The 16429-nt window shown below is 58.8% G+C and carries 24 protein-coding genes; all 24 read left to right on the plus strand.

Annotated elements, in window-relative coordinates; all coding sequences use genetic code 11:
- The first annotated feature begins 227 nt into the window (after window positions 1-227).
- Window positions 228-638, plus strand: coding sequence for a 30S ribosomal protein S12 (rpsL, locus tag JIN84_RS11335; protein WP_200351158.1), 411 nt, complete (start codon window positions 228-230; stop codon window positions 636-638).
- A 41-nt stretch (window positions 639-679) separates the two neighbouring features.
- On the plus strand, window positions 680-1153 hold the full coding sequence (gene rpsG, locus JIN84_RS11340; RefSeq protein WP_200351159.1) for a 30S ribosomal protein S7: 474 nt from the start codon (window positions 680-682) through the stop codon (window positions 1151-1153).
- 32 nt (window positions 1154-1185) lie between these two features.
- A complete protein-coding gene (gene fusA, locus JIN84_RS11345) occupies window positions 1186-3330 on the plus strand; it encodes an elongation factor G (protein ID WP_325099586.1) in 2145 nt (714 codons plus the stop codon).
- A 55-nt stretch (window positions 3331-3385) separates the two neighbouring features.
- Window positions 3386-3694 (plus strand): 30S ribosomal protein S10, encoded by a 309-nt coding sequence (gene rpsJ, locus JIN84_RS11350; protein WP_200351160.1) that lies wholly within the window; start codon window positions 3386-3388, stop codon window positions 3692-3694.
- Between the two features lie 60 nt (window positions 3695-3754).
- Window positions 3755-4390 (plus strand): 50S ribosomal protein L3, encoded by a 636-nt coding sequence (rplC, locus tag JIN84_RS11355; RefSeq protein ID WP_200351161.1) that lies wholly within the window; start codon window positions 3755-3757, stop codon window positions 4388-4390.
- A gap of 37 nt (window positions 4391-4427) precedes the next feature.
- Window positions 4428-5036, plus strand: coding sequence for a 50S ribosomal protein L4 (gene rplD, locus JIN84_RS11360; RefSeq protein WP_200351162.1), 609 nt, complete (start codon window positions 4428-4430; stop codon window positions 5034-5036).
- 23 nt (window positions 5037-5059) lie between these two features.
- A complete protein-coding gene (rplW, locus tag JIN84_RS11365; RefSeq protein WP_200351163.1) occupies window positions 5060-5344 on the plus strand; it encodes a 50S ribosomal protein L23 in 285 nt (94 codons plus the stop codon).
- A 51-nt stretch (window positions 5345-5395) separates the two neighbouring features.
- Complete coding sequence (gene rplB, locus JIN84_RS11370; RefSeq protein WP_200351164.1) at window positions 5396-6241, plus strand: 50S ribosomal protein L2; 846 nt, start codon at window positions 5396-5398, stop codon at window positions 6239-6241.
- Between the two features lie 31 nt (window positions 6242-6272).
- Window positions 6273-6545 (plus strand): 30S ribosomal protein S19, encoded by a 273-nt coding sequence (rpsS, locus tag JIN84_RS11375; protein WP_200351165.1) that lies wholly within the window; start codon window positions 6273-6275, stop codon window positions 6543-6545.
- Window positions 6546-6572: 27 nt separating this feature from the next.
- A complete protein-coding gene (locus JIN84_RS11380) occupies window positions 6573-7301 on the plus strand; it encodes a hypothetical protein (RefSeq protein ID WP_200351166.1) in 729 nt (242 codons plus the stop codon).
- 20 nt (window positions 7302-7321) lie between these two features.
- The gene (gene rplV, locus JIN84_RS11385) at window positions 7322-7741 is read left to right on the plus strand and encodes a 50S ribosomal protein L22 (protein ID WP_200351167.1); all 420 of its coding nucleotides are present in this window, start codon (window positions 7322-7324) and stop codon (window positions 7739-7741) included.
- Between the two features lie 33 nt (window positions 7742-7774).
- Window positions 7775-8518: a 30S ribosomal protein S3 gene (gene rpsC / locus JIN84_RS11390; RefSeq protein ID WP_200351168.1), complete on the plus strand. Its 744-nt coding sequence runs from the start codon at window positions 7775-7777 to the stop codon at window positions 8516-8518.
- A gap of 52 nt (window positions 8519-8570) precedes the next feature.
- Complete coding sequence (gene rplP, locus JIN84_RS11395; protein WP_200351169.1) at window positions 8571-8990, plus strand: 50S ribosomal protein L16; 420 nt, start codon at window positions 8571-8573, stop codon at window positions 8988-8990.
- A 37-nt stretch (window positions 8991-9027) separates the two neighbouring features.
- The gene (gene rpmC / locus JIN84_RS11400) at window positions 9028-9228 is read left to right on the plus strand and encodes a 50S ribosomal protein L29 (protein WP_200351170.1); all 201 of its coding nucleotides are present in this window, start codon (window positions 9028-9030) and stop codon (window positions 9226-9228) included.
- A 27-nt stretch (window positions 9229-9255) separates the two neighbouring features.
- Entirely contained in the window at window positions 9256-9525 is a 270-nt protein-coding gene (gene rpsQ / locus JIN84_RS11405; RefSeq protein ID WP_200351171.1) for a 30S ribosomal protein S17, read from the plus strand.
- 69 nt (window positions 9526-9594) lie between these two features.
- Window positions 9595-9960, plus strand: coding sequence for a 50S ribosomal protein L14 (gene rplN / locus JIN84_RS11410; RefSeq protein WP_200351172.1), 366 nt, complete (start codon window positions 9595-9597; stop codon window positions 9958-9960).
- Window positions 9961-11305: 1345 nt separating this feature from the next.
- On the plus strand, window positions 11306-11536 hold the full coding sequence (gene rplX, locus JIN84_RS11415) for a 50S ribosomal protein L24 (RefSeq protein ID WP_234043437.1): 231 nt from the start codon (window positions 11306-11308) through the stop codon (window positions 11534-11536).
- 60 nt (window positions 11537-11596) lie between these two features.
- A complete protein-coding gene (gene rplE, locus JIN84_RS11420; RefSeq protein ID WP_200351173.1) occupies window positions 11597-12181 on the plus strand; it encodes a 50S ribosomal protein L5 in 585 nt (194 codons plus the stop codon).
- Window positions 12182-12215: 34 nt separating this feature from the next.
- A complete protein-coding gene (rpsH, locus tag JIN84_RS11425) occupies window positions 12216-12611 on the plus strand; it encodes a 30S ribosomal protein S8 (RefSeq protein ID WP_200351174.1) in 396 nt (131 codons plus the stop codon).
- Between the two features lie 29 nt (window positions 12612-12640).
- The gene (gene rplF, locus JIN84_RS11430; RefSeq protein ID WP_200351175.1) at window positions 12641-13180 is read left to right on the plus strand and encodes a 50S ribosomal protein L6; all 540 of its coding nucleotides are present in this window, start codon (window positions 12641-12643) and stop codon (window positions 13178-13180) included.
- 41 nt (window positions 13181-13221) lie between these two features.
- A complete protein-coding gene (gene rplR / locus JIN84_RS11435) occupies window positions 13222-13578 on the plus strand; it encodes a 50S ribosomal protein L18 (RefSeq protein WP_200351176.1) in 357 nt (118 codons plus the stop codon).
- A 21-nt stretch (window positions 13579-13599) separates the two neighbouring features.
- Entirely contained in the window at window positions 13600-14292 is a 693-nt protein-coding gene (gene rpsE, locus JIN84_RS11440) for a 30S ribosomal protein S5 (protein WP_200351177.1), read from the plus strand.
- 93 nt (window positions 14293-14385) lie between these two features.
- Entirely contained in the window at window positions 14386-14838 is a 453-nt protein-coding gene (gene rplO / locus JIN84_RS11445) for a 50S ribosomal protein L15 (protein ID WP_200351178.1), read from the plus strand.
- 95 nt (window positions 14839-14933) lie between these two features.
- On the plus strand, window positions 14934-16427 hold the full coding sequence (secY, locus tag JIN84_RS11450; RefSeq protein ID WP_200351179.1) for a preprotein translocase subunit SecY: 1494 nt from the start codon (window positions 14934-14936) through the stop codon (window positions 16425-16427).
- Window positions 16428-16429 lie beyond the last annotated feature (2 nt).

The raw sequence follows: 16429 nt of genomic DNA on the forward strand, positions 1-16429 counted from the left end.
TTCTGACGAAAATTAAAAGAAATTTTCAAAATAGGACTTGTCAGGTCGGGTTTGGCTCATAGAGTCGCCCCCCCCACAGCGAGGGCTGCTGACGATTTATCGAGGTAGCTCAAATTACAGGGAAAATTTATCGGGTGCAGCTCCGGAAAAAAGCTCTTGCGAGGAAATCTCGTCGGTGTGCCGGTCTGTCCCAAAATCTCGGGAAAATCAGAACCACGCAGGAAATCATGCCGACAATCAACCAGCTCGTTCGCAAGGGACGCCTCACTCCGGCCGAAAAGTCGAAGTCACCCGCTCTTGTCAACTGCCCTCAGCGCCGCGGAGTATGCCTTCAAGTCATGACTCGGACGCCCAAGAAGCCGAACTCGGCTCTCCGTAAAGTGGCCAAGGTCCGCCTTACCAACGGATTCGAAGTCATCGCCTACATCGGCGGTGAAGGTCACAACCTCCAGGAGCACTCGATCGTCCTCGTTCGCGGCGGCCGGGTGAAAGACCTTCCGGGTGTGCGCTACCACATTGTTCGTGGTTCGCTCGATACCCTTGGTGTCGACAAGCGCCGTCAATCCCGTTCGAAGTACGGTGCCAAGCGTCCGAAGCCCGGCCAGGCCGCGGCTCCTGCCAAAGGCAAGAAGAAGTAATCCGCTTCGCATTTTAACCAACAAACTACCATCCCAACGCCATGCCACGCCGCAAGCGCATCTTTACCAAACCAGATCGTCGCGATCCCCGCTACGACAGCGCCCTCGTTGGTCACCTCATCAGTAAGGTGATGGAATCCGGAAAACGTTCGCTCGCCCAGCGCATCGTTTACGCCGCAATCGACCGTGCGAACGAAGGTGTCGACACCATCGACCCGCTCGAAGTGATCACCCGCGCCGTCGAGAACACCAAACCACGCGTGGAAGTGAAATCCCGCCGCGTCGGTGGTGCCACCTACCAGGTCCCGCTTGAAGTGGCTCCGGATCGTTCCGAGTCCCTCTCCATGCGCTGGCTCGTCAACTACGCCCGCAACCGCAAGGGCACCCCGATGCACGTCGCTCTCGCAAACGAGATCAAGGACGCCGCGAACAACCAAGGAAGCGCCGTCCGCAAACGCGACGACGTGCACAAGATGGCGCAGGCAAACCGCGCTTTCGCCCACTTCCGCTTCTAATTCACCGACAGCGCTCCAGAAACTTCCGTTCCGTGAATCCGAATAGTCCAAACCGTCAATATGTGCTCGAGCGCACCCGGAATATCGGGATCGCCGCGCACATTGATGCCGGCAAGACGACGCTCACGGAACGCATCCTGTTTTATACCGGGATGATCCACAAGATCGGCGAGGTCCACGATGGTGGTGCCACGACGGACTGGATGGAGCAGGAGCGCGAACGCGGGATCACCATCACTTCCGCCGCTGTCACCACCGAGTGGTGGCAACACGCGGAAGAGGGTGTGACCAAGCTTTTCCCTGGTCAGAAACAACGCATCAACATCATCGACACTCCGGGACACGTCGACTTCACCGCTGAAGTCGAACGGTCCCTCCGGGTTCTCGATGGTGCCATTGTCGTTTTTGACGCGGTCGCCGGTGTGCAGCCGCAAACCGAAACCGTCTGGCGCCAGGCGACGAAGTACAACGTCCCGCGTCTGGTCTTCGTCAACAAGATGGACCGCACCGGTGCCGATTTCGACAACGTTGTCAGCGAGGTTAAAGAAAAACTTGGTGCCAATGCCGTCAGAATCCTGATCCCGATCGGTGCCGAGGACCAGCTCATCGGCCAGATCGACGTGGTGAACCAGAAAGCCGTCTACTTCTCGGACGACGACAAGTTCGGCTCCACCTATACCGTCAGGGACCTTGAAGGCGATCTTGTCGATCTCTGTAAACAGGCCCACGATGAACTCATCAACGCCGTCGCCGACGTGGACGACCAGGTTGGCGAAAAATTCCTCAATGAGGAAGTCATCACTCTCGAAGAACTGAAGCAAGGCCTCCGCCGCGCCACCATCGCCAACTTGTTGGTTCCGGTTGCCGGCGGTTCCGCTTTTAAGAACAAAGGCGTCCAGTATCTGCTCGATGCCGTTGTCGATTACCTCCCGAGCCCGCTCGATATTCCCGCCGCCATCGGCATGAATCCCGACAATGAGGAGGAAAAGATCGAGGTCATCACCTCCGACAACGAAAAATTCGTCTCCCTCGCATTCAAGCTCTGGGCGGACAAATTCGTCGGCAAGCTCGTTTTCTTCCGCGTTTATTCCGGAATGATCAAGAAGGGCGACACGGTTTATAACCCGCGCACCCGCCGATCCGAGCGTGTCGGTCGTCTGATCCAGATCCAGGCCAACGAACACAAGGACATCGACGTCTGTTATTCCGGTGACATCGCCGCCATGGTCGGCATCAAGAACGTCACCACCGGCGACACCCTCGCCGCCGAGCGCCACGACGTGGTCCTCGAACCCCCTACTTTCCCGGAACCGGTCATCTCGATGGCCGTCGAGCCGAAAACCATCGCAGATCAGGAAAAACTCGCCCTCGCACTCGGACGTCTCTCCGAGGAAGACCCGACCTTCATGGTCAAAACCGACGAGGAAACCGGACAAACGATCATCTCCGGAATGGGCGAGCTTCACCTGGAAATCATCATCGACCGCCTCCGCCGCGAGTTCAAGGTCGAGGCGAACACCGGTGCCCCGCAGATCGCCTACCGCGAAACCATCACCCAGGCCGCGGGCGGCGAGGGCAAACTGGTCAAGCAATCCGGTGGCCGCGGTCAATACGGCCATGTCATTCTCTCGGTCAAACCGAACGAAAAAGGCAAGGGCCTCACGATCGAGAACAAGGTCATCGGCGGCACGATTCCCAAGGAATACATCAACGCCGTCTACAAGGGCATCAACGAGTCCATGACCAACGGCATCGTCGCCGGTTACCCGGTCATCGACGTGCATGTCGAAATCCTCGATGGATCCTACCACGATGTGGACTCCAACGAAAACGCCTTCACCATGGCGGCCATTTTCGCGATGAAGGACGGCTTCAAGAAAGCAAGCTCCATCCTTCTCGAGCCCATCATGTCAGTGGAGGTCTCCACACCGGATGACTACCAGGGCGACGTGATGGGAGACCTGATCCGCCGCCGCGGACAGATCCAGAACACGGAATCGAAGGGCAAGCTCTCGATCATCCACGCCGCTGTGCCGCTCAAGACCATGTTCGGCTACTCCACCGCCGTCCGCACCCTCTCTTCGGGACGTGCCTCGTATGCGATGACCCCGTCGCACTTCGAGCAGGTCCCAACCAATATCGTCGAAGAAATCGTCAGCGACCGCCTCGGTTACTGATCCTGATTACTCGCCCTGCAGCCAACCACGTAAACCGTCAAACAACTTCTTCAAAATGGAAAATCAGAAAATTCGCATCCGCCTGCGCGCCTTCGACCATCGCGCCATCGACCGTTCCGCCCAAGAAATCGTCGAGACCGCCAAGCGCACGGGAGCCCGTGTCGCCGGCCCCATCCCGCTTCCGACCCGTATCGAGAAGTTCAGCGTCAACCGCTCGGTCCACGTGAACAAGAAGTCCGCCGAACAATTCGAAATCCGCACCCACAAGCGCCTGCTCGACATCGTCGACCCGACCGCCCGCACCGTGGACGAGCTCAAGAAGCTCAACTTGCCAGCCGGTGTTGACATCACCATCCGTATCTGAGCCTCCACGCTTCCGGACTCTCGAATCTCAAATTTTTAAATCTCTAATTTCTCTATCGCCATGTCACTCGGCCTTCTCGGCAAAAAAATCGGAATGACCCGCTTGTTCGACCAACAAGCAGGAATCATGATCCCTGTCACCGTCATCGACGTAGCCGGCAACACCGTGCTTCAAGTCAAGACCCCGGAAACTGACGGTTACACCGCAGTCCAGGTTGGCTATGGCGATCAAAAGGAACAACGCGCCACCAAGCCGGCCCTCGGCATCGCCAAGAAGGCGGGCTGCGCGCCAAAGCGCTTCATCCAGGAGTTCCGTTTCGCCAACGGTGAAACCGCCCCAACCGCCCACACCGGCCTCGAGACCTTCACGGAAGGCCAATGGGTCGACGTCGTCGGCAAGTCCAAGGGACGCGGTTTCCAAGGTGCGGTAAAGCGCCACGGCTTCGGTGGTCTCAAGATGACCCACGGCTCCATGATGCACCGCCGGACGGGAGCCATCGGCTGCCGCTCCACTCCAGGCCGCGTCTGGAAGAACCAAAAAATGCCCGGACACATGGGAACCACCCGTTCCACCGTCCAGAATCTCAAGATCGTCGCAGTCCGTCCGGAGGACGGCGTGATCCTTGTCTCCGGCGCCGTCCCCGGCTCCAACGGTAACTACGTCACCGTCCGCCCCGCCAAGAAAAAGTCCGCCTGATCCGGTGGCATTCTGAAACCTCTCAAGATTCCAAGTCATGTCAGCCAAGACTTTCACCGCAGAAGACGCTCAAGCCGCCAACATCGTGTTGGTCGGCGCCGAGAAAGGTCGCCAAGCCGTTCACGATCTCGTGATCGCCTACCGCGCCAACCGCCGCACCGGCTCCGCCAACACCAAGACCCGTGGCGAAGTTTCCGGAAACAACAAGAAGATCTACAAACAAAAAGGCACGGGTAACGCCCGTCACGGCGACAAGCGCGCCCCGATCTTCGTCGGTGGTGGCGTGGTCTTCGGACCCCGTCCGCGTGATTACTCCAAGAAGGTGACCAAGACCGTGCGCAAGCTCGCCCTGCGCCGCACCCTTGGCGACCTCGTCCGCGCCGAAAAAATCGTCTCCGTTCCTTCCTTCGCGATTGCGGACGGCAAGACCAAGTCTTTCGTCGCCCAGCTCGACTCCCTCGCCCCTCTCGGCAAGATCCTCGTGGTTGGAAACAGCTTCGACGAGCAAACCTACCTCGCAGCACGCAACGTCGCCTACGCCCAACTCGTCACCGGGTCGGATGTGAACGTCGAGCAGTTGCTCCTCGCAAACACGGTCATCCTCGTGGGTGACGCCGTGGAAACCCTCGCGGCCCGCACCGCCTGAACCCTGGACCCACCACCGAGATCATGAAAGACATTTACCAGGTCATTAAAAACGTCCGCCTTTCCGAAAAAGCCACCTTGCTTCAAGAGACCAACAACGAGGTGACCCTCGAAGTGGACCGCAAGGCCAACAAGCTTGAAATCAAGCAGGCCGTTGAGCAGCTCTTCGGAAAAACGGTCCTCGCCGTCCGCACCGCCAACTATGATGGCAAGCTCAAGCGCCAACGCCGCGCCGACGCTGGCCGCACCAACCATTGGAAAAAAGCAATCGTCCGCCTCAAGGAAGGCGAATCGCTTGACCTCGTCTGAGCGATTTTTACCCCGCTGCTTCAAACGTAACCAACTCACGTTCCGATTGTCATGCCACTGAAAACTTTCAAGCCAATCACGCCTTCCGCTCGCTACAAGAACCTCCCGTCCTTCGACGAGATCACGAAGAGCAAGCCTGAGAAGAGCCTTCTCACCCCGCTCAAGCGCAGCGGTGGCCGTAACAACACCGGCCGCATCACCACCCGCCACATCGGCGGTGGCCACAAGCGCCACTATCGTCTCATCGACTTCAAGCGCGGCAAGCTCGACGCGCCGGCAACCGTCGTCGGAATCGAATACGATCCGAACCGTACCTGCCGCATCGCCCTCATCCAGTATGAGGACGGCCAGAAGTCCTACATCCTCGCCCCGCTCGGCCTGGAAGTCGGAGCCACCGTCGTCGCCGGTGCCAACGTCGCCCCCAAGACGGGCAACGCCATGCCGCTCAGCGCGGTGCCGCTCGGCACTTCCATCCACAACATCGAACTCATCCCCGGCAACGGTGGAAAGGTCGCCCGCGCTGCCGGTCAGCTCGCGGTTCTTTCCAACCGCGACGGTGGCTGGGCGCTCGTGAAAATGCCATCCGGTGAAATCCGCCGCTTCAACGACCGTTGCTTCTGCACGATCGGCCAGGTCGGCAACCGCGATCACATGAACGAGACCTCTGGCAAGGCCGGCCGCACCCGTTGGCAAGGCGTTCGCCCGACCGTCCGTGGTATGACGATGAACCCTGTTGACCACCCGAACGGTGGTGGTGAGGGTAAATCGAAGTCCGGTGGTGGTCGCCAGCACCTTCTCAGCCCATGGGGCCACGCGAAGGGCCAGAAGACCCGCAACAAGAAGAAGTCCACCAGCGTCTTCATTGTCGAGTCCCGCCACAAAGCGAAGAAGAAGTAATTTCCAGCCAGCAACCTAACGCACTTTAACCATGCCACGTTCCCTCAAAAAAGGCCCGTACGTTGATCAAAAGCTTCTTGCGAAGATCGACGCCGTCGCCGACGCCGGATCCGACCGCAAGCCCATCAAGACATGGAGCCGCAAGTCGATGATCACTCCGGATTTCGTCAGCCATAACTTCGCCGTCCACAACGGCAAGACCTTCGTTCCCGTTTACGTGACCGAAAACATGGTTGGCCACAAGCTCGGCGAATTCGCGCCGACCCGCCTGTTCCGCACACACGGCGGTATTGGTAAGAAATAATCAACCGGTTCCAGCTCCGCCTCGTTCATGCGCTCGTCATTCCACCTCAAGGCACTTGCCCTCATCCTCGGATGTGTGGCCGCCGCAGGGGTGTGTCCGGCGCAGGGCGTGCCGACGGCGGAGCAGTTCCAGGAGGTGATCAACGAGCTCCAGGAACAGAACCAAACCCTCCGACGCAGCCTTGCCGAGGCAAACGGCGCCGAGAAACAGGCCTCCGAGCAGCTTGCTCAGGTCCGCCTGCAACTCAACGCCCTCGGCAAGAACCTGCTCGACGGGGGCGACGACCGCCTCATCGAGGCGGCCGCCAATCACGAGATCGACCAGGAAAGAATCAAAGATCTCGAAAACTCCGTCACGCGCCTCGCCGCAGCGGTCCAGGATTACCTCCGCCATGCGGTGGTTTCCGACCCGGATGCGAGACTTCGTGTCGAAACTTCACTAAGAGAGCTTGACGCAGTCCTCGGACTACGCCAGAAGCCCCGCCCCGATGTTCGTAAAGGCACGCTCCAGCAAGCCCAGATCGTCAGCATCGACCCTGAAAGCGGCATGATGGTTTTCAACCTTGGCGAAGGCCAGGGGGCAAAAATTGGCATGACCTTTCGACTCACCCGCGGGCAACAGCCCTACGGAAAAGCCATTCTAGCAGACGTCCGCAAGGCCGTCAGCGGTGCCTTTGTCGAACAACTCGACAACGTCACCGAATCTCCACGCCCCGGCGATCTCGCCGTTCTCGAAACACAAGCATCAGCGCATTAACCACTCACGTTCGACGACCCATGGAAGTCAAAAGCACCACTAAATTTGTTCGACTCTCGCCTAAAAAGGCACGTGACGTCGCCCGCGAAATCCAAGGCCTCGCTGTCTCCAGCGCCCTTGACATCCTGACCTTCACCCCGAAGAAAGCCGCACAGCTCATCGGCAAGACGCTCAAGACCGCCATCGCTGATGCGGAAAACAATTTCTCGCTGGATACCGGCACGCTCGTCGTCAAGGAAGCCGTCATCGGCGCCGGCCCGACCCTCCGCCGCTTCAAGCCACGCGCCAAGGGTTCCGCAGGTCCGATCCTCAAGCGCACCAGCCACATCTCCATCACTCTCGTCGGTTCCGCCCCCGAGAAGAAAAAGAAGGTCGCCCGCAAGGCCGCTGCCAAAAAAGAAGAAGCTCCAGCCGCTGCCGCAGCAACTGAAGAAGCCTGAAACCCTCTCCACTAATCTCATCCCTCACCGACCATGGGCCAAAAAGTAAATCCGATCGCATTCCGTCTCGCCGTCAACAAGGACTGGCGCTCGAAGTGGTATGCCAGCGGCAAAGACTACACCGATAAGCTCCACGAAGATCTCGCGATCCGTGGCTACCTCAAGAACAAGCTCGTCAACGCCGGCCTCGCCCGCGTCGTCATCGAGCGTGCTTGGAACAGCGTGCGTGTCACCCTTCACACCTCCCGTCCGGGCCTGATCATCGGCCGTCAGGGCAAGGAAATCGAAGTGATGACCAAGGACATCACAGGTCTTTGCAAGGGGGCCCAGGTCAAGATCGACATCATCGAGATCCGCAAGCCCGAGCTTGACGCACAACTTGTCGCCGAGCAGATCGCCGTGCAACTCGAGCGCCGTATCTCTTTCCGCCGCGCCATGAAGCGTGCGCTTCAGACCGCCATGGAATTCGGTGCCGAAGGCATCCGTCTCCGTTGCGCCGGCCGCCTCGGCGGTGCGGACATCGCCCGCGCCGAAGGCTATCGCGAAGGCAAGGTGCCGCTTCAGACCCTGCGTGTTCCTCTCGACTACGGCTTCGCTGAAGCCCGCACCCTTTACGGCATCATCGGCGTGAAGTGCTGGGTCAACAAGAAGGAAGACGACGGCACCGGCGGCCGCCCGCAAAACGAGCGCGGCGATCGTAACAACCGCGGTGATCGCGGTGGTGACCGCCGTGGCGGTGACCGTGGTGGCGACCGCCGCCCACAGAACCGCAACTGATTCCATTTCAACTTTTCACAATTTCAAATCTAACTTTTAGGAGGACCGAGTCATGCCTTTGATGCCCAAACGAACCAAGTTCCGCAAGAGCCACCGCGGAAGCCGCTCCGGGAACGCCCAGCGCGGAACCACCGTCGCCTTCGGTGACTACGGTCTGCAAACCCTCGACCGCGGATGGATGACCAACCGCCAGATCGAGGCTTGCCGGATCGCGATCAACCGCTCACTCAAGCGGAAAGGAAAAGTCTGGATCCGGATTTTCCCACACAAGTCCATCACCTCGCGTCCGCCGGAAACCCGGATGGGTAAAGGTAAGGGCGCTGTCGAAGGTTGGGTGGCCGTCATCCGTCCGGGTAACGTCCTCTTCGAAATCGGTGGCGTGCCGGAGTCCGCGGCGAAGGAAGCGATGCGCCTCGCATCCTACAAGCTCGGCATCCGCACCCGCCTCGTCACCCGCAATCCGCACGCTTGATCCGTCAGATCAACTCCATCTCATATCAGACTGAATTATGGCCAAAACCAAAGCCAAAGAGACCAGCCAACTCTCCACCGACGAGCTCACCGTCCGTCTCAAGGACCTCAGGCAGGAATCGATGAACCTCCGCCTCCAACGCGCCGCAGGCACCTTGGAGAACCCCGCCCGCATCAAGCAAGTGCGCCGCGAAACCGCTCGCGTCCTCACGGCTGCCAACGCCAAGAAGAACGCCTAATCCACCAACGCTTCAAACATTCCTACCATGAGCGAGACTCCTTCGGACACACAAGTCCACCTTCGTAAAACCCGCGTTGGCGTGGTCATTTCCAACAAAATGGACAAGACCCTCGTCGTCGAACACGTCGCACGCGTTCCCCACCCCAAGTTCAACAAGATCGTCAAGCGCTCGAAGAAATACTACGTGCACGACGAGAGCAACCAGGCCCAGATCGGTGACCGTGTCCGCATCGTCGAGACCCGCCCGCTTTCCAAGCTCAAGCGTTGGACCCTCGCTGAGGTCATCTCCCACTAATCCCGAGAAGGGCCGGCGTTCCGCCGGCATCTTCATCCCCACTTCAATTTCACCAACTCTACTTCCAACATGATCCAGATGGAGTCCATGCTCGTTGTCGCCGATAATACCGGCGCACGCAGCGCAAAAATGATTGGCGTGCTCGGCAAACGCAGCCGTACCGCCGCGATCGGTGACGTCATCACCTGCCACATCCGCGATTCCATCCCGACCGCCGCCGTCAAAAAAGGCAGCGTCGTCAAGGCTGTCGTCGTCCGCACCGCTTATCCGATCCGCCGTCCCGATGGTTCGGTCCTCCGTTTCGACACGAACGCGGTGGTCATCATCGACAAGGACAACAACCCGCGTGGTACCCGTATCTTCGGACCCGTCGCCCGTGAGCTTCGCGAGCGTTCGTTCATGAAGATCGTCTCCCTCGCACCTGAGGTTCTCTGAGCCCGGGAGCGGGTTGTATGACCCGTAACTTTGAAAACGTCCCGAGTGGCCAGCCACTTGGGACGTTTTTTTTGTGCGACCCGATCCATATTCCCCAGCTGATCTCATCCGGGGACCCTTTAAGGGCGTTGCCGGGATCCGCCGATAAACGACAGGGGGCTGCTTCAGGTGAAAAAGACGGATGGATCGTCTCGTGAATTGATGTGCGAAACGCCACAGATTCCTGACGATGCGTCGTCCTGTCGTTGCGTTTGTTTGGAAGCCTGTTGATCGGGGCCCTTCTCCTCCTCAAGGAGCATTATCTCAATTGCGGTATTCCCGGTGGCGGGATTCCATGCCGCGTTCAGGGGGGGCCGCCGTTGCCATTCCGTGCCGGCGGATTGGTTACGAAGCTGCGGTAGGGCTGTGCTTGATCCGGCTTTGCGATCGGCGTCGATAGTCACTTGCGATGGTCGGTATGATTCCGCATGAAGCGACCGGTCTCCGCGGGTTCTGGTGTGGAGAGATCCCAAATGGCGGACCGCAAGCGCCGTCTCTCCCACGAGGGTTTTTCGACGCGTTGTCCCACCGGCATCATGTGTGATGCTCTCCCTGACCGGGAAGAGGACGATTGATCCAACGGAACGACTGGCGGATGGCAAACGCCGAAGTCGGCAGCCGGGATCAAGCGTCGCCTGATTTCTGAAAGTAACGCTCCCCGCTGTGTCAGAAGGAATGCTCCGACCCTGCGGCAGTCGTTGCTCCATTGGGGGCAGCTTCCGCCAGCTGAAATGAGCGTTGATTTTTCTGAAGCCTTACCATTGCTCTGATCCGCCGCACTGGATCAATTCCCGGCTTGGTCGATAACTCTGCCAAATCCGGCGGGAAGCCTATCACTTTGATGAAGAGCCCACCCTTTCGCAGAGACGTATGAGGGCCAATCTTGAAACCGGAGTATTCCTGTCTTTTTCCATTTATTGGATTCACCTCGCTTTGAATCAATGAGTAAGGATGCATCTTGGCGTTTGCCCACCCTTAACATCCGCATGAATTCCTAGCATCCTGGACAAGTGTGAGGCAGGCGGTTTTCCGGTGACGGGAATAGAAAAGGGTGATTGACGGGAAGGGCGTCGGATTGCGACCGATCGGTGCCCACAGTGCCTGGATCGCCGGGACAAATCCCTCCGGAGGTGGTTCTTTCCCGGTTTGGTGGGATGTTTTGAGGGATTTTTATAAAAATCCGCAGGTTTGTTCAAAAAGGGCTTGCAGGGTTGCCCGCTATTCCTATGTTCGCCGCCCCCAAGCAGGGTACCCACGTGTTTCAGGCGAAATGCGTCATCGTGCTTGGGATAACCGAATCCATTTCATGAGCCGCATCAAGACACACGTCAAAAAAGGCGATCAAGTCGAAATCATCGCAGGCAGTCACAAAGGCAAGCGCGGCACCGTGCTCCTTGTGAACGCTGAAAAAGGCAAGGTCACCGTCGAAGGTGGCCGCCCGATCATCAAGGCGACAAAAGCCACTGAAGCCGACGCAGGTGGTCTCAAGACCATCGACGGCGCCGTCCACATCTCCAATGTCAAGAAAGTGGGCTGAAGCCAAAAGCTTCCGCCCGCGCTTAAGCGTCTGGGAAACCAGCGCTGACCCGCAAAGAAAATGAGCACACCAGCACTACAACAACACTACAAGGACAAGGTTGTCCCCGCGCTTCAGAAGAAGCTGGGCCACAAGAACGTCCATCAGATCCCACGTCTTGAAAAGATCGTGGTCACCTCCTGTATGGGAAAAGCCGCCGACCGCAAGGTCGCCGTTGACGACGCCGTCAACGAGATCCAGAAGATCACCGGCCAGCGCCCGTCCATCACCTACTCGAAGAAGGCCGTCGCCAACTTCAAGCTCCGTGAAGGTGAAGCCCTCGGAGCCCGCGTCACCCTCCGTGGCGCCCGCATGTGGGAATTCCTCCACCGCTTCATCAACATCACCTCGCCGAACATCCGCGACTTCCGTGGTATTTCCTCCAAGTCCTTCGACGGACGCGGAAATTACGCGTGCGGTATCAGCGATCAATCCATCTTCCCGGAAATCGAAATCGACCAGATCAAGCGGACCATCGGTTTCGACCTGATCTTCGTCACCTCCGCGCCGACAGACGCCGAAGGCCGCGAGCTCCTCACCGAGCTGGGCTTGCCGTTCCGCGACATGAAAAAGGCGAACGAAACCGAGGCCGCAGCTGCCAACTAACAACACGGAAACCATTTAAAAAGAAACACCTGTTATGGCAGTTCTCTCAGACCCCATCTCCGACTTCCTCACGCGTTTCAAAAACGCCGCCCGCGCCGGCAACGAGGAATTCTCCGCTCCTTACTCCAAGATCAAGGCGGACATCGCCCGTATTCTCCAGGAAGAAGGCTACCTCTGGAACTATGAAGTCGTCACTGGCAAGCACACCACGCTCAAGGCCAAGCCGAAATTCATCGACGGTCGCTCGGTCCTCACCGACCTCAAGCGCGTCTCCACACCCGGCCGCCGCCATTACATCGGCGCCGGTGAGGTTCCCCGCGTCATGTCCGGCCTCGGCATCTCCATCCTTTCCACTTCGAAGGGTGTCATGTCCGGCGGCTCCGCCAAGAAACAAAACCTCGGTGGCGAACTCCTCGCCAACGTCTGGTAAACCCTAACTCGTAAAAGGAAAATACTACCATGTCACGAGTCGGTCTCAAACCAATCTCTCTTCCCGAAAAAGTCGCCGTCAAACTCGATGGACGCACCGTGGTCGTCGAAGGCCCGAAGGGCAAACTCGACTTCCCGCTTCCGGAAGGCATCTCGCTCAAAGCCGAAGACGGTACTGTCACCGTTTCCCGTAACAGCGAACTCCGCCAACACCGCGCCCTCCACGGCACCGCCCGCAGCCTCGTTCAGAACATGATCGTCGGCGTTTCCGCTGGCTTCGTGAAGGATCTCGAAATCGTCGGCGTCGGCCTCCGTGCCGCTGTCAAGGGTTCCGATCTGGACCTTTCCCTCGGTCGTTCCCACCCGCTGCTCCACCCCATTCCATCGGGGCTGAACGTCACGGTCACGGAAAACACCAAGATCAAGGTCGAAGGCATCGACAAGCAGCTCGTCGGCCAGTTCGCTGCCGAAGTCCGCGGCTTCTATCCACCCGAGCCTTACAAGGGCAAGGGCGTCCGCTACGCCGGTGAAAAAGTTCGCCGCAAAGAAGGCAAAAGCGTCGGCAAATAATCATAACCCGTCGCCAAACACCTACACACATTTACGGCAACATGAGCACTATCAATCGCAAGTCGATCCGCCGCCGCGTTCACAACCGCATCCGCCGCAAGGTCAGCGGAACCTCCGAACGCCCGCGCCTCGCAGTTCACTATTCCAATCAACACATCTACGCCCAGGTCATCGACGATACGGCTGGCAAGACCCTTGTCTCCGCGTCGACCCTCGACAAGTCCTTCGAAAAGGCCTCCTCGAACATCGAGAGCGCCCAGAAGGTCGGAGCACTCCTCGCGGAGCGCGCCAAGGGCTCGAACATCAGCGCCGTCGTCTTCGACCGCGGCGGTCACCTCTATCATGGTAAAGTCAAAGCCCTCGCCGACGCAGCTCGCGAAGCCGGACTCCAATTCTAACGCTCTGACCTGACAAACATCATGGTAACAATTCCAGAAAACGAAACTCCAGCAGCAACCCCGGCAGCAGCACCACTCGGTCCTGTCGCAGGCTCCGGCTATCAAGGCGGTGGTGGCGGCTATCAAGGCAACCGCGGCCAAGGTGGCGGCGGCTACCAAGGCGGTGGCCAGGGTGGCGGTCGCGGACGTGGCGGTCCACGTCGTGAGGAGCGCGCCGCTCCGACCGATACCGAAGGCAACGAGCTTTCCGAAAAGGTCGTCTTCATCAACCGTTGCGCCAAGGTCGTCAAGGGCGGCCGTCGTTTCAGCTTCTCCGCTCTCGTTGTCACCGGCAACAAGCTCGGCAAGGTCGGACTCGGCTACGGTAAGGCGAACGAGGTGGCGGACGCCATCAAGAAAGCCAGCGAAGGAGCCCGCAAGGTGCTCGTGCCGATGAGCATCGTCGACGGCACGATCCCTCACGAGATCTACGCCGAATACGGTGGTGGCAAGGTGCTCCTCAAGCCAGCGTCTCCCGGAACCGGGATCATCGCCGGTGGTGGTGTCCGCGCCGTCTGCGAAGCCGTCGGCATCCGTGACGTCCTCGCCAAGTCGATGGGTTCCTCCAACCACGCCAACGTGGTGAAGGCCACCCTCAAGGCCCTCGAACAACTCCGCACCCGCGACCAGGTCCTCGGCGGACGTGGCAAGAAAAAGCGCGAGAAGGCCATCTGAGTTAAACGCAGGAAGACAGGAGCGGGGGCTGCCCGTCTGACTCCCGCTCTTTCTTCCAAGCGATAACTTCCAACCAACAACTCTTCATACAAAATGGAACTCCACTCATTCAGCCCGAATCCCGGCTCCAAGCACCGCAACAAGCGTCTTGGTTGCGGCGAAAGCTCCGGTCACGGCAAAACCTCCTGCAAAGGCAACAAGGGTCAGAAGGCCCGCTCCGGCTCCGGCACCCGTGTCGGTTTCGAAGGTGGCCAGATGCCACTCCACCGCCGTCTTCCGAAGCGCGGCTTCAACAACTATGACTTCCGTGACAAGGTCGCTGTCTTCAATGTTGGCGAACTCGACGATCTTTTCGACGCCGGTGCCACGGTCGACGAAGCCGCCCTCAAGGGACAAGGCCTCGTGAACGGCACCTTCGACAAGGTCAAGGTTCTTGGCGTTGGCGAAGTCACCAAGGCACTCCACCTCGTGGTGTTCAATGCCAGTGCTTCCGCTCGCGAAAAGATCGAAAAAGCAGGTGGGACCGTCACCGTTCCTACTGCTTGATCGCTTTTGACTGATTTCTGATTTCCGACGAGGAAGCGCACGCGCGCTTCCTCGTCGTGTTTGTTTTCACGCGTCATTCTCCTCATCTCTCCGCCATGATTTCTGCGTTTAAAAATACTTGGAAAATTCCCGAACTGCGGGACCGCATTCTCTTCACCCTCGCCCTGATCGTCATCATCCGCCTCGGGGTCCACCTGACGCTGCCGGGTGTCGATTCCTCGGTCATCGCGAAGTACCTCGACTTCAAGCAAAACGAGGATCCCGCGGCAGGCGGAGGAATCGCCGCGCTTCTGACGGTGTTCTCCGGTGGAGGTTTGCAACAGGCCGGTATTTTCGCACTGGGGATCATGCCCTATATCTCCGCCTCCATCATGGTCCAGCTCATGACCGCGGTGGTGCCGAAACTGTCGCGTCTCGCCCGTGAGGACGGCGGCCGCCAGAAAATCACCCAATACACCCGTTACATCACGATCGTCATCGCGGTGGTGCAGGGATTCTTCGTCGCAAAATCGCTGACGAATCCGGAAAACATCCCCTACATGAAGGGGATCAGCCAGTTCGGACATCTTGTCCCTGATCCGAGCATCCTGTGGATGGCGATGACCGTCATCACCATCGTCGCCGGCACCGTCCTGCTGCTTTGGATCGCGGACCAGATCACGGAAAAAGGCATCGGCAACGGCACCTCCATCATCATCACGGTCAACATCATCTCCTCGCTGCCGGGTGCCTTGATCCAGGCGTGGCACTTCTTCGTTTCCGGAAAAGAGGCGAACGTTTTCAACTCGCTCATGATGGTTGTCATGATCGTGCTCCTGCTCGTCGTCATCGCCTCCACCATCGCGATCACCCAGGCCCAGCGCCGCATCGCCGTGCAATACGCCAAGCGTGTCGTCGGCCGCAAGCAGTTCGGCGGCCAGACCCAGTATCTCCCGCTGAAAGTCAACTATGCGGGTGTGATGCCCATCATTTTCGCCACCGCGGTGCTGTCCCTTCCTCCGATGATGCTCCAGTGGTTCTTCCCCAACCAGGGTTGGGCGACCAAGATCTACGGTGAACTCGTGGGCGGCGGCACGTGGTATTACATCCTCGGCGGCATCGGTATCTTCCTCTTCTCCTATTTCTGGGTGGCGATGATGTTCCAGCCCTCGCAGATCGCCGAAGATCTCAAGCGCAACGGCGGCTACATCCCTGGGGTGCGTCCCGGCAAGCCGACGGCGGATTTCCTCGACTTCACGATGACACGCCTCACCTTCGCCGGTGCGATTTTCATGGTAATCCTGTTCATCCTTCCCGTCCTGACCGGACATGTGGTCGGCCTTCCTCCCTCCTCGCTCATTCTCCACTTCTTCGGCGGCACCTCGTTGCTCATCATGGTGGGTGTGGTGTTGGACGTGATGCGCCAGGTGGAAACCCAGCTTCTCCAGAAGCATTATGACGGCTTCCTGCGCAAAGGAAAAGTCAAGGGACGCTATGACCGCTTGAACCAGAACAGCGGTGCCGCTCCGAAAAACGCCATCATCTATCTCTGGGTGGTCATCGCGATCCTCGTCGTGATCGGTGTGACGGCATGGGTCTATAAACATTAGCC

It is taken from the genome of Luteolibacter yonseiensis (assembly GCF_016595465.1).
GTDB classification, from domain to species: Bacteria; Verrucomicrobiota; Verrucomicrobiia; order Verrucomicrobiales; family Akkermansiaceae; genus Luteolibacter; species Luteolibacter yonseiensis.

What these genes read in the sequence shown, in the direction of transcription:
- rpsL (WP_200351158.1), top strand. Translation starts at nt 228, where the DNA reads ATGCCGACAATCAACCAGCTCGTTCGCAAGGGACGCCTCACTCCGGCC.
- rpsG (WP_200351159.1), top strand. Translation starts at nt 680, where the DNA reads ATGCCACGCCGCAAGCGCATCTTTACCAAACCAGATCGTCGCGATCCC.
- rpsJ (WP_200351160.1), top strand. Translation starts at nt 3,386, where the DNA reads ATGGAAAATCAGAAAATTCGCATCCGCCTGCGCGCCTTCGACCATCGC.
- rplC (WP_200351161.1), top strand. Translation starts at nt 3,755, where the DNA reads ATGTCACTCGGCCTTCTCGGCAAAAAAATCGGAATGACCCGCTTGTTC.
- rplD (WP_200351162.1), top strand. Translation starts at nt 4,428, where the DNA reads ATGTCAGCCAAGACTTTCACCGCAGAAGACGCTCAAGCCGCCAACATC.
- rplW (WP_200351163.1), top strand. Translation starts at nt 5,060, where the DNA reads ATGAAAGACATTTACCAGGTCATTAAAAACGTCCGCCTTTCCGAAAAA.
- rplB (WP_200351164.1), top strand. Translation starts at nt 5,396, where the DNA reads ATGCCACTGAAAACTTTCAAGCCAATCACGCCTTCCGCTCGCTACAAG.
- rpsS (WP_200351165.1), top strand. Translation starts at nt 6,273, where the DNA reads ATGCCACGTTCCCTCAAAAAAGGCCCGTACGTTGATCAAAAGCTTCTT.
- JIN84_RS11380 (WP_200351166.1), top strand. Translation starts at nt 6,573, where the DNA reads ATGCGCTCGTCATTCCACCTCAAGGCACTTGCCCTCATCCTCGGATGT.
- rplV (WP_200351167.1), top strand. Translation starts at nt 7,322, where the DNA reads ATGGAAGTCAAAAGCACCACTAAATTTGTTCGACTCTCGCCTAAAAAG.
- rpsC (WP_200351168.1), top strand. Translation starts at nt 7,775, where the DNA reads ATGGGCCAAAAAGTAAATCCGATCGCATTCCGTCTCGCCGTCAACAAG.
- rplP (WP_200351169.1), top strand. Translation starts at nt 8,571, where the DNA reads ATGCCTTTGATGCCCAAACGAACCAAGTTCCGCAAGAGCCACCGCGGA.
- rpmC (WP_200351170.1), top strand. Translation starts at nt 9,028, where the DNA reads ATGGCCAAAACCAAAGCCAAAGAGACCAGCCAACTCTCCACCGACGAG.
- rpsQ (WP_200351171.1), top strand. Translation starts at nt 9,256, where the DNA reads ATGAGCGAGACTCCTTCGGACACACAAGTCCACCTTCGTAAAACCCGC.
- rplN (WP_200351172.1), top strand. Translation starts at nt 9,595, where the DNA reads ATGATCCAGATGGAGTCCATGCTCGTTGTCGCCGATAATACCGGCGCA.
- rplX (WP_234043437.1), top strand. Translation starts at nt 11,306, where the DNA reads ATGAGCCGCATCAAGACACACGTCAAAAAAGGCGATCAAGTCGAAATC.
- rplE (WP_200351173.1), top strand. Translation starts at nt 11,597, where the DNA reads ATGAGCACACCAGCACTACAACAACACTACAAGGACAAGGTTGTCCCC.
- rpsH (WP_200351174.1), top strand. Translation starts at nt 12,216, where the DNA reads ATGGCAGTTCTCTCAGACCCCATCTCCGACTTCCTCACGCGTTTCAAA.
- rplF (WP_200351175.1), top strand. Translation starts at nt 12,641, where the DNA reads ATGTCACGAGTCGGTCTCAAACCAATCTCTCTTCCCGAAAAAGTCGCC.
- rplR (WP_200351176.1), top strand. Translation starts at nt 13,222, where the DNA reads ATGAGCACTATCAATCGCAAGTCGATCCGCCGCCGCGTTCACAACCGC.
- rpsE (WP_200351177.1), top strand. Translation starts at nt 13,600, where the DNA reads ATGGTAACAATTCCAGAAAACGAAACTCCAGCAGCAACCCCGGCAGCA.
- rplO (WP_200351178.1), top strand. Translation starts at nt 14,386, where the DNA reads ATGGAACTCCACTCATTCAGCCCGAATCCCGGCTCCAAGCACCGCAAC.
- secY (WP_200351179.1), top strand. Translation starts at nt 14,934, where the DNA reads ATGATTTCTGCGTTTAAAAATACTTGGAAAATTCCCGAACTGCGGGAC.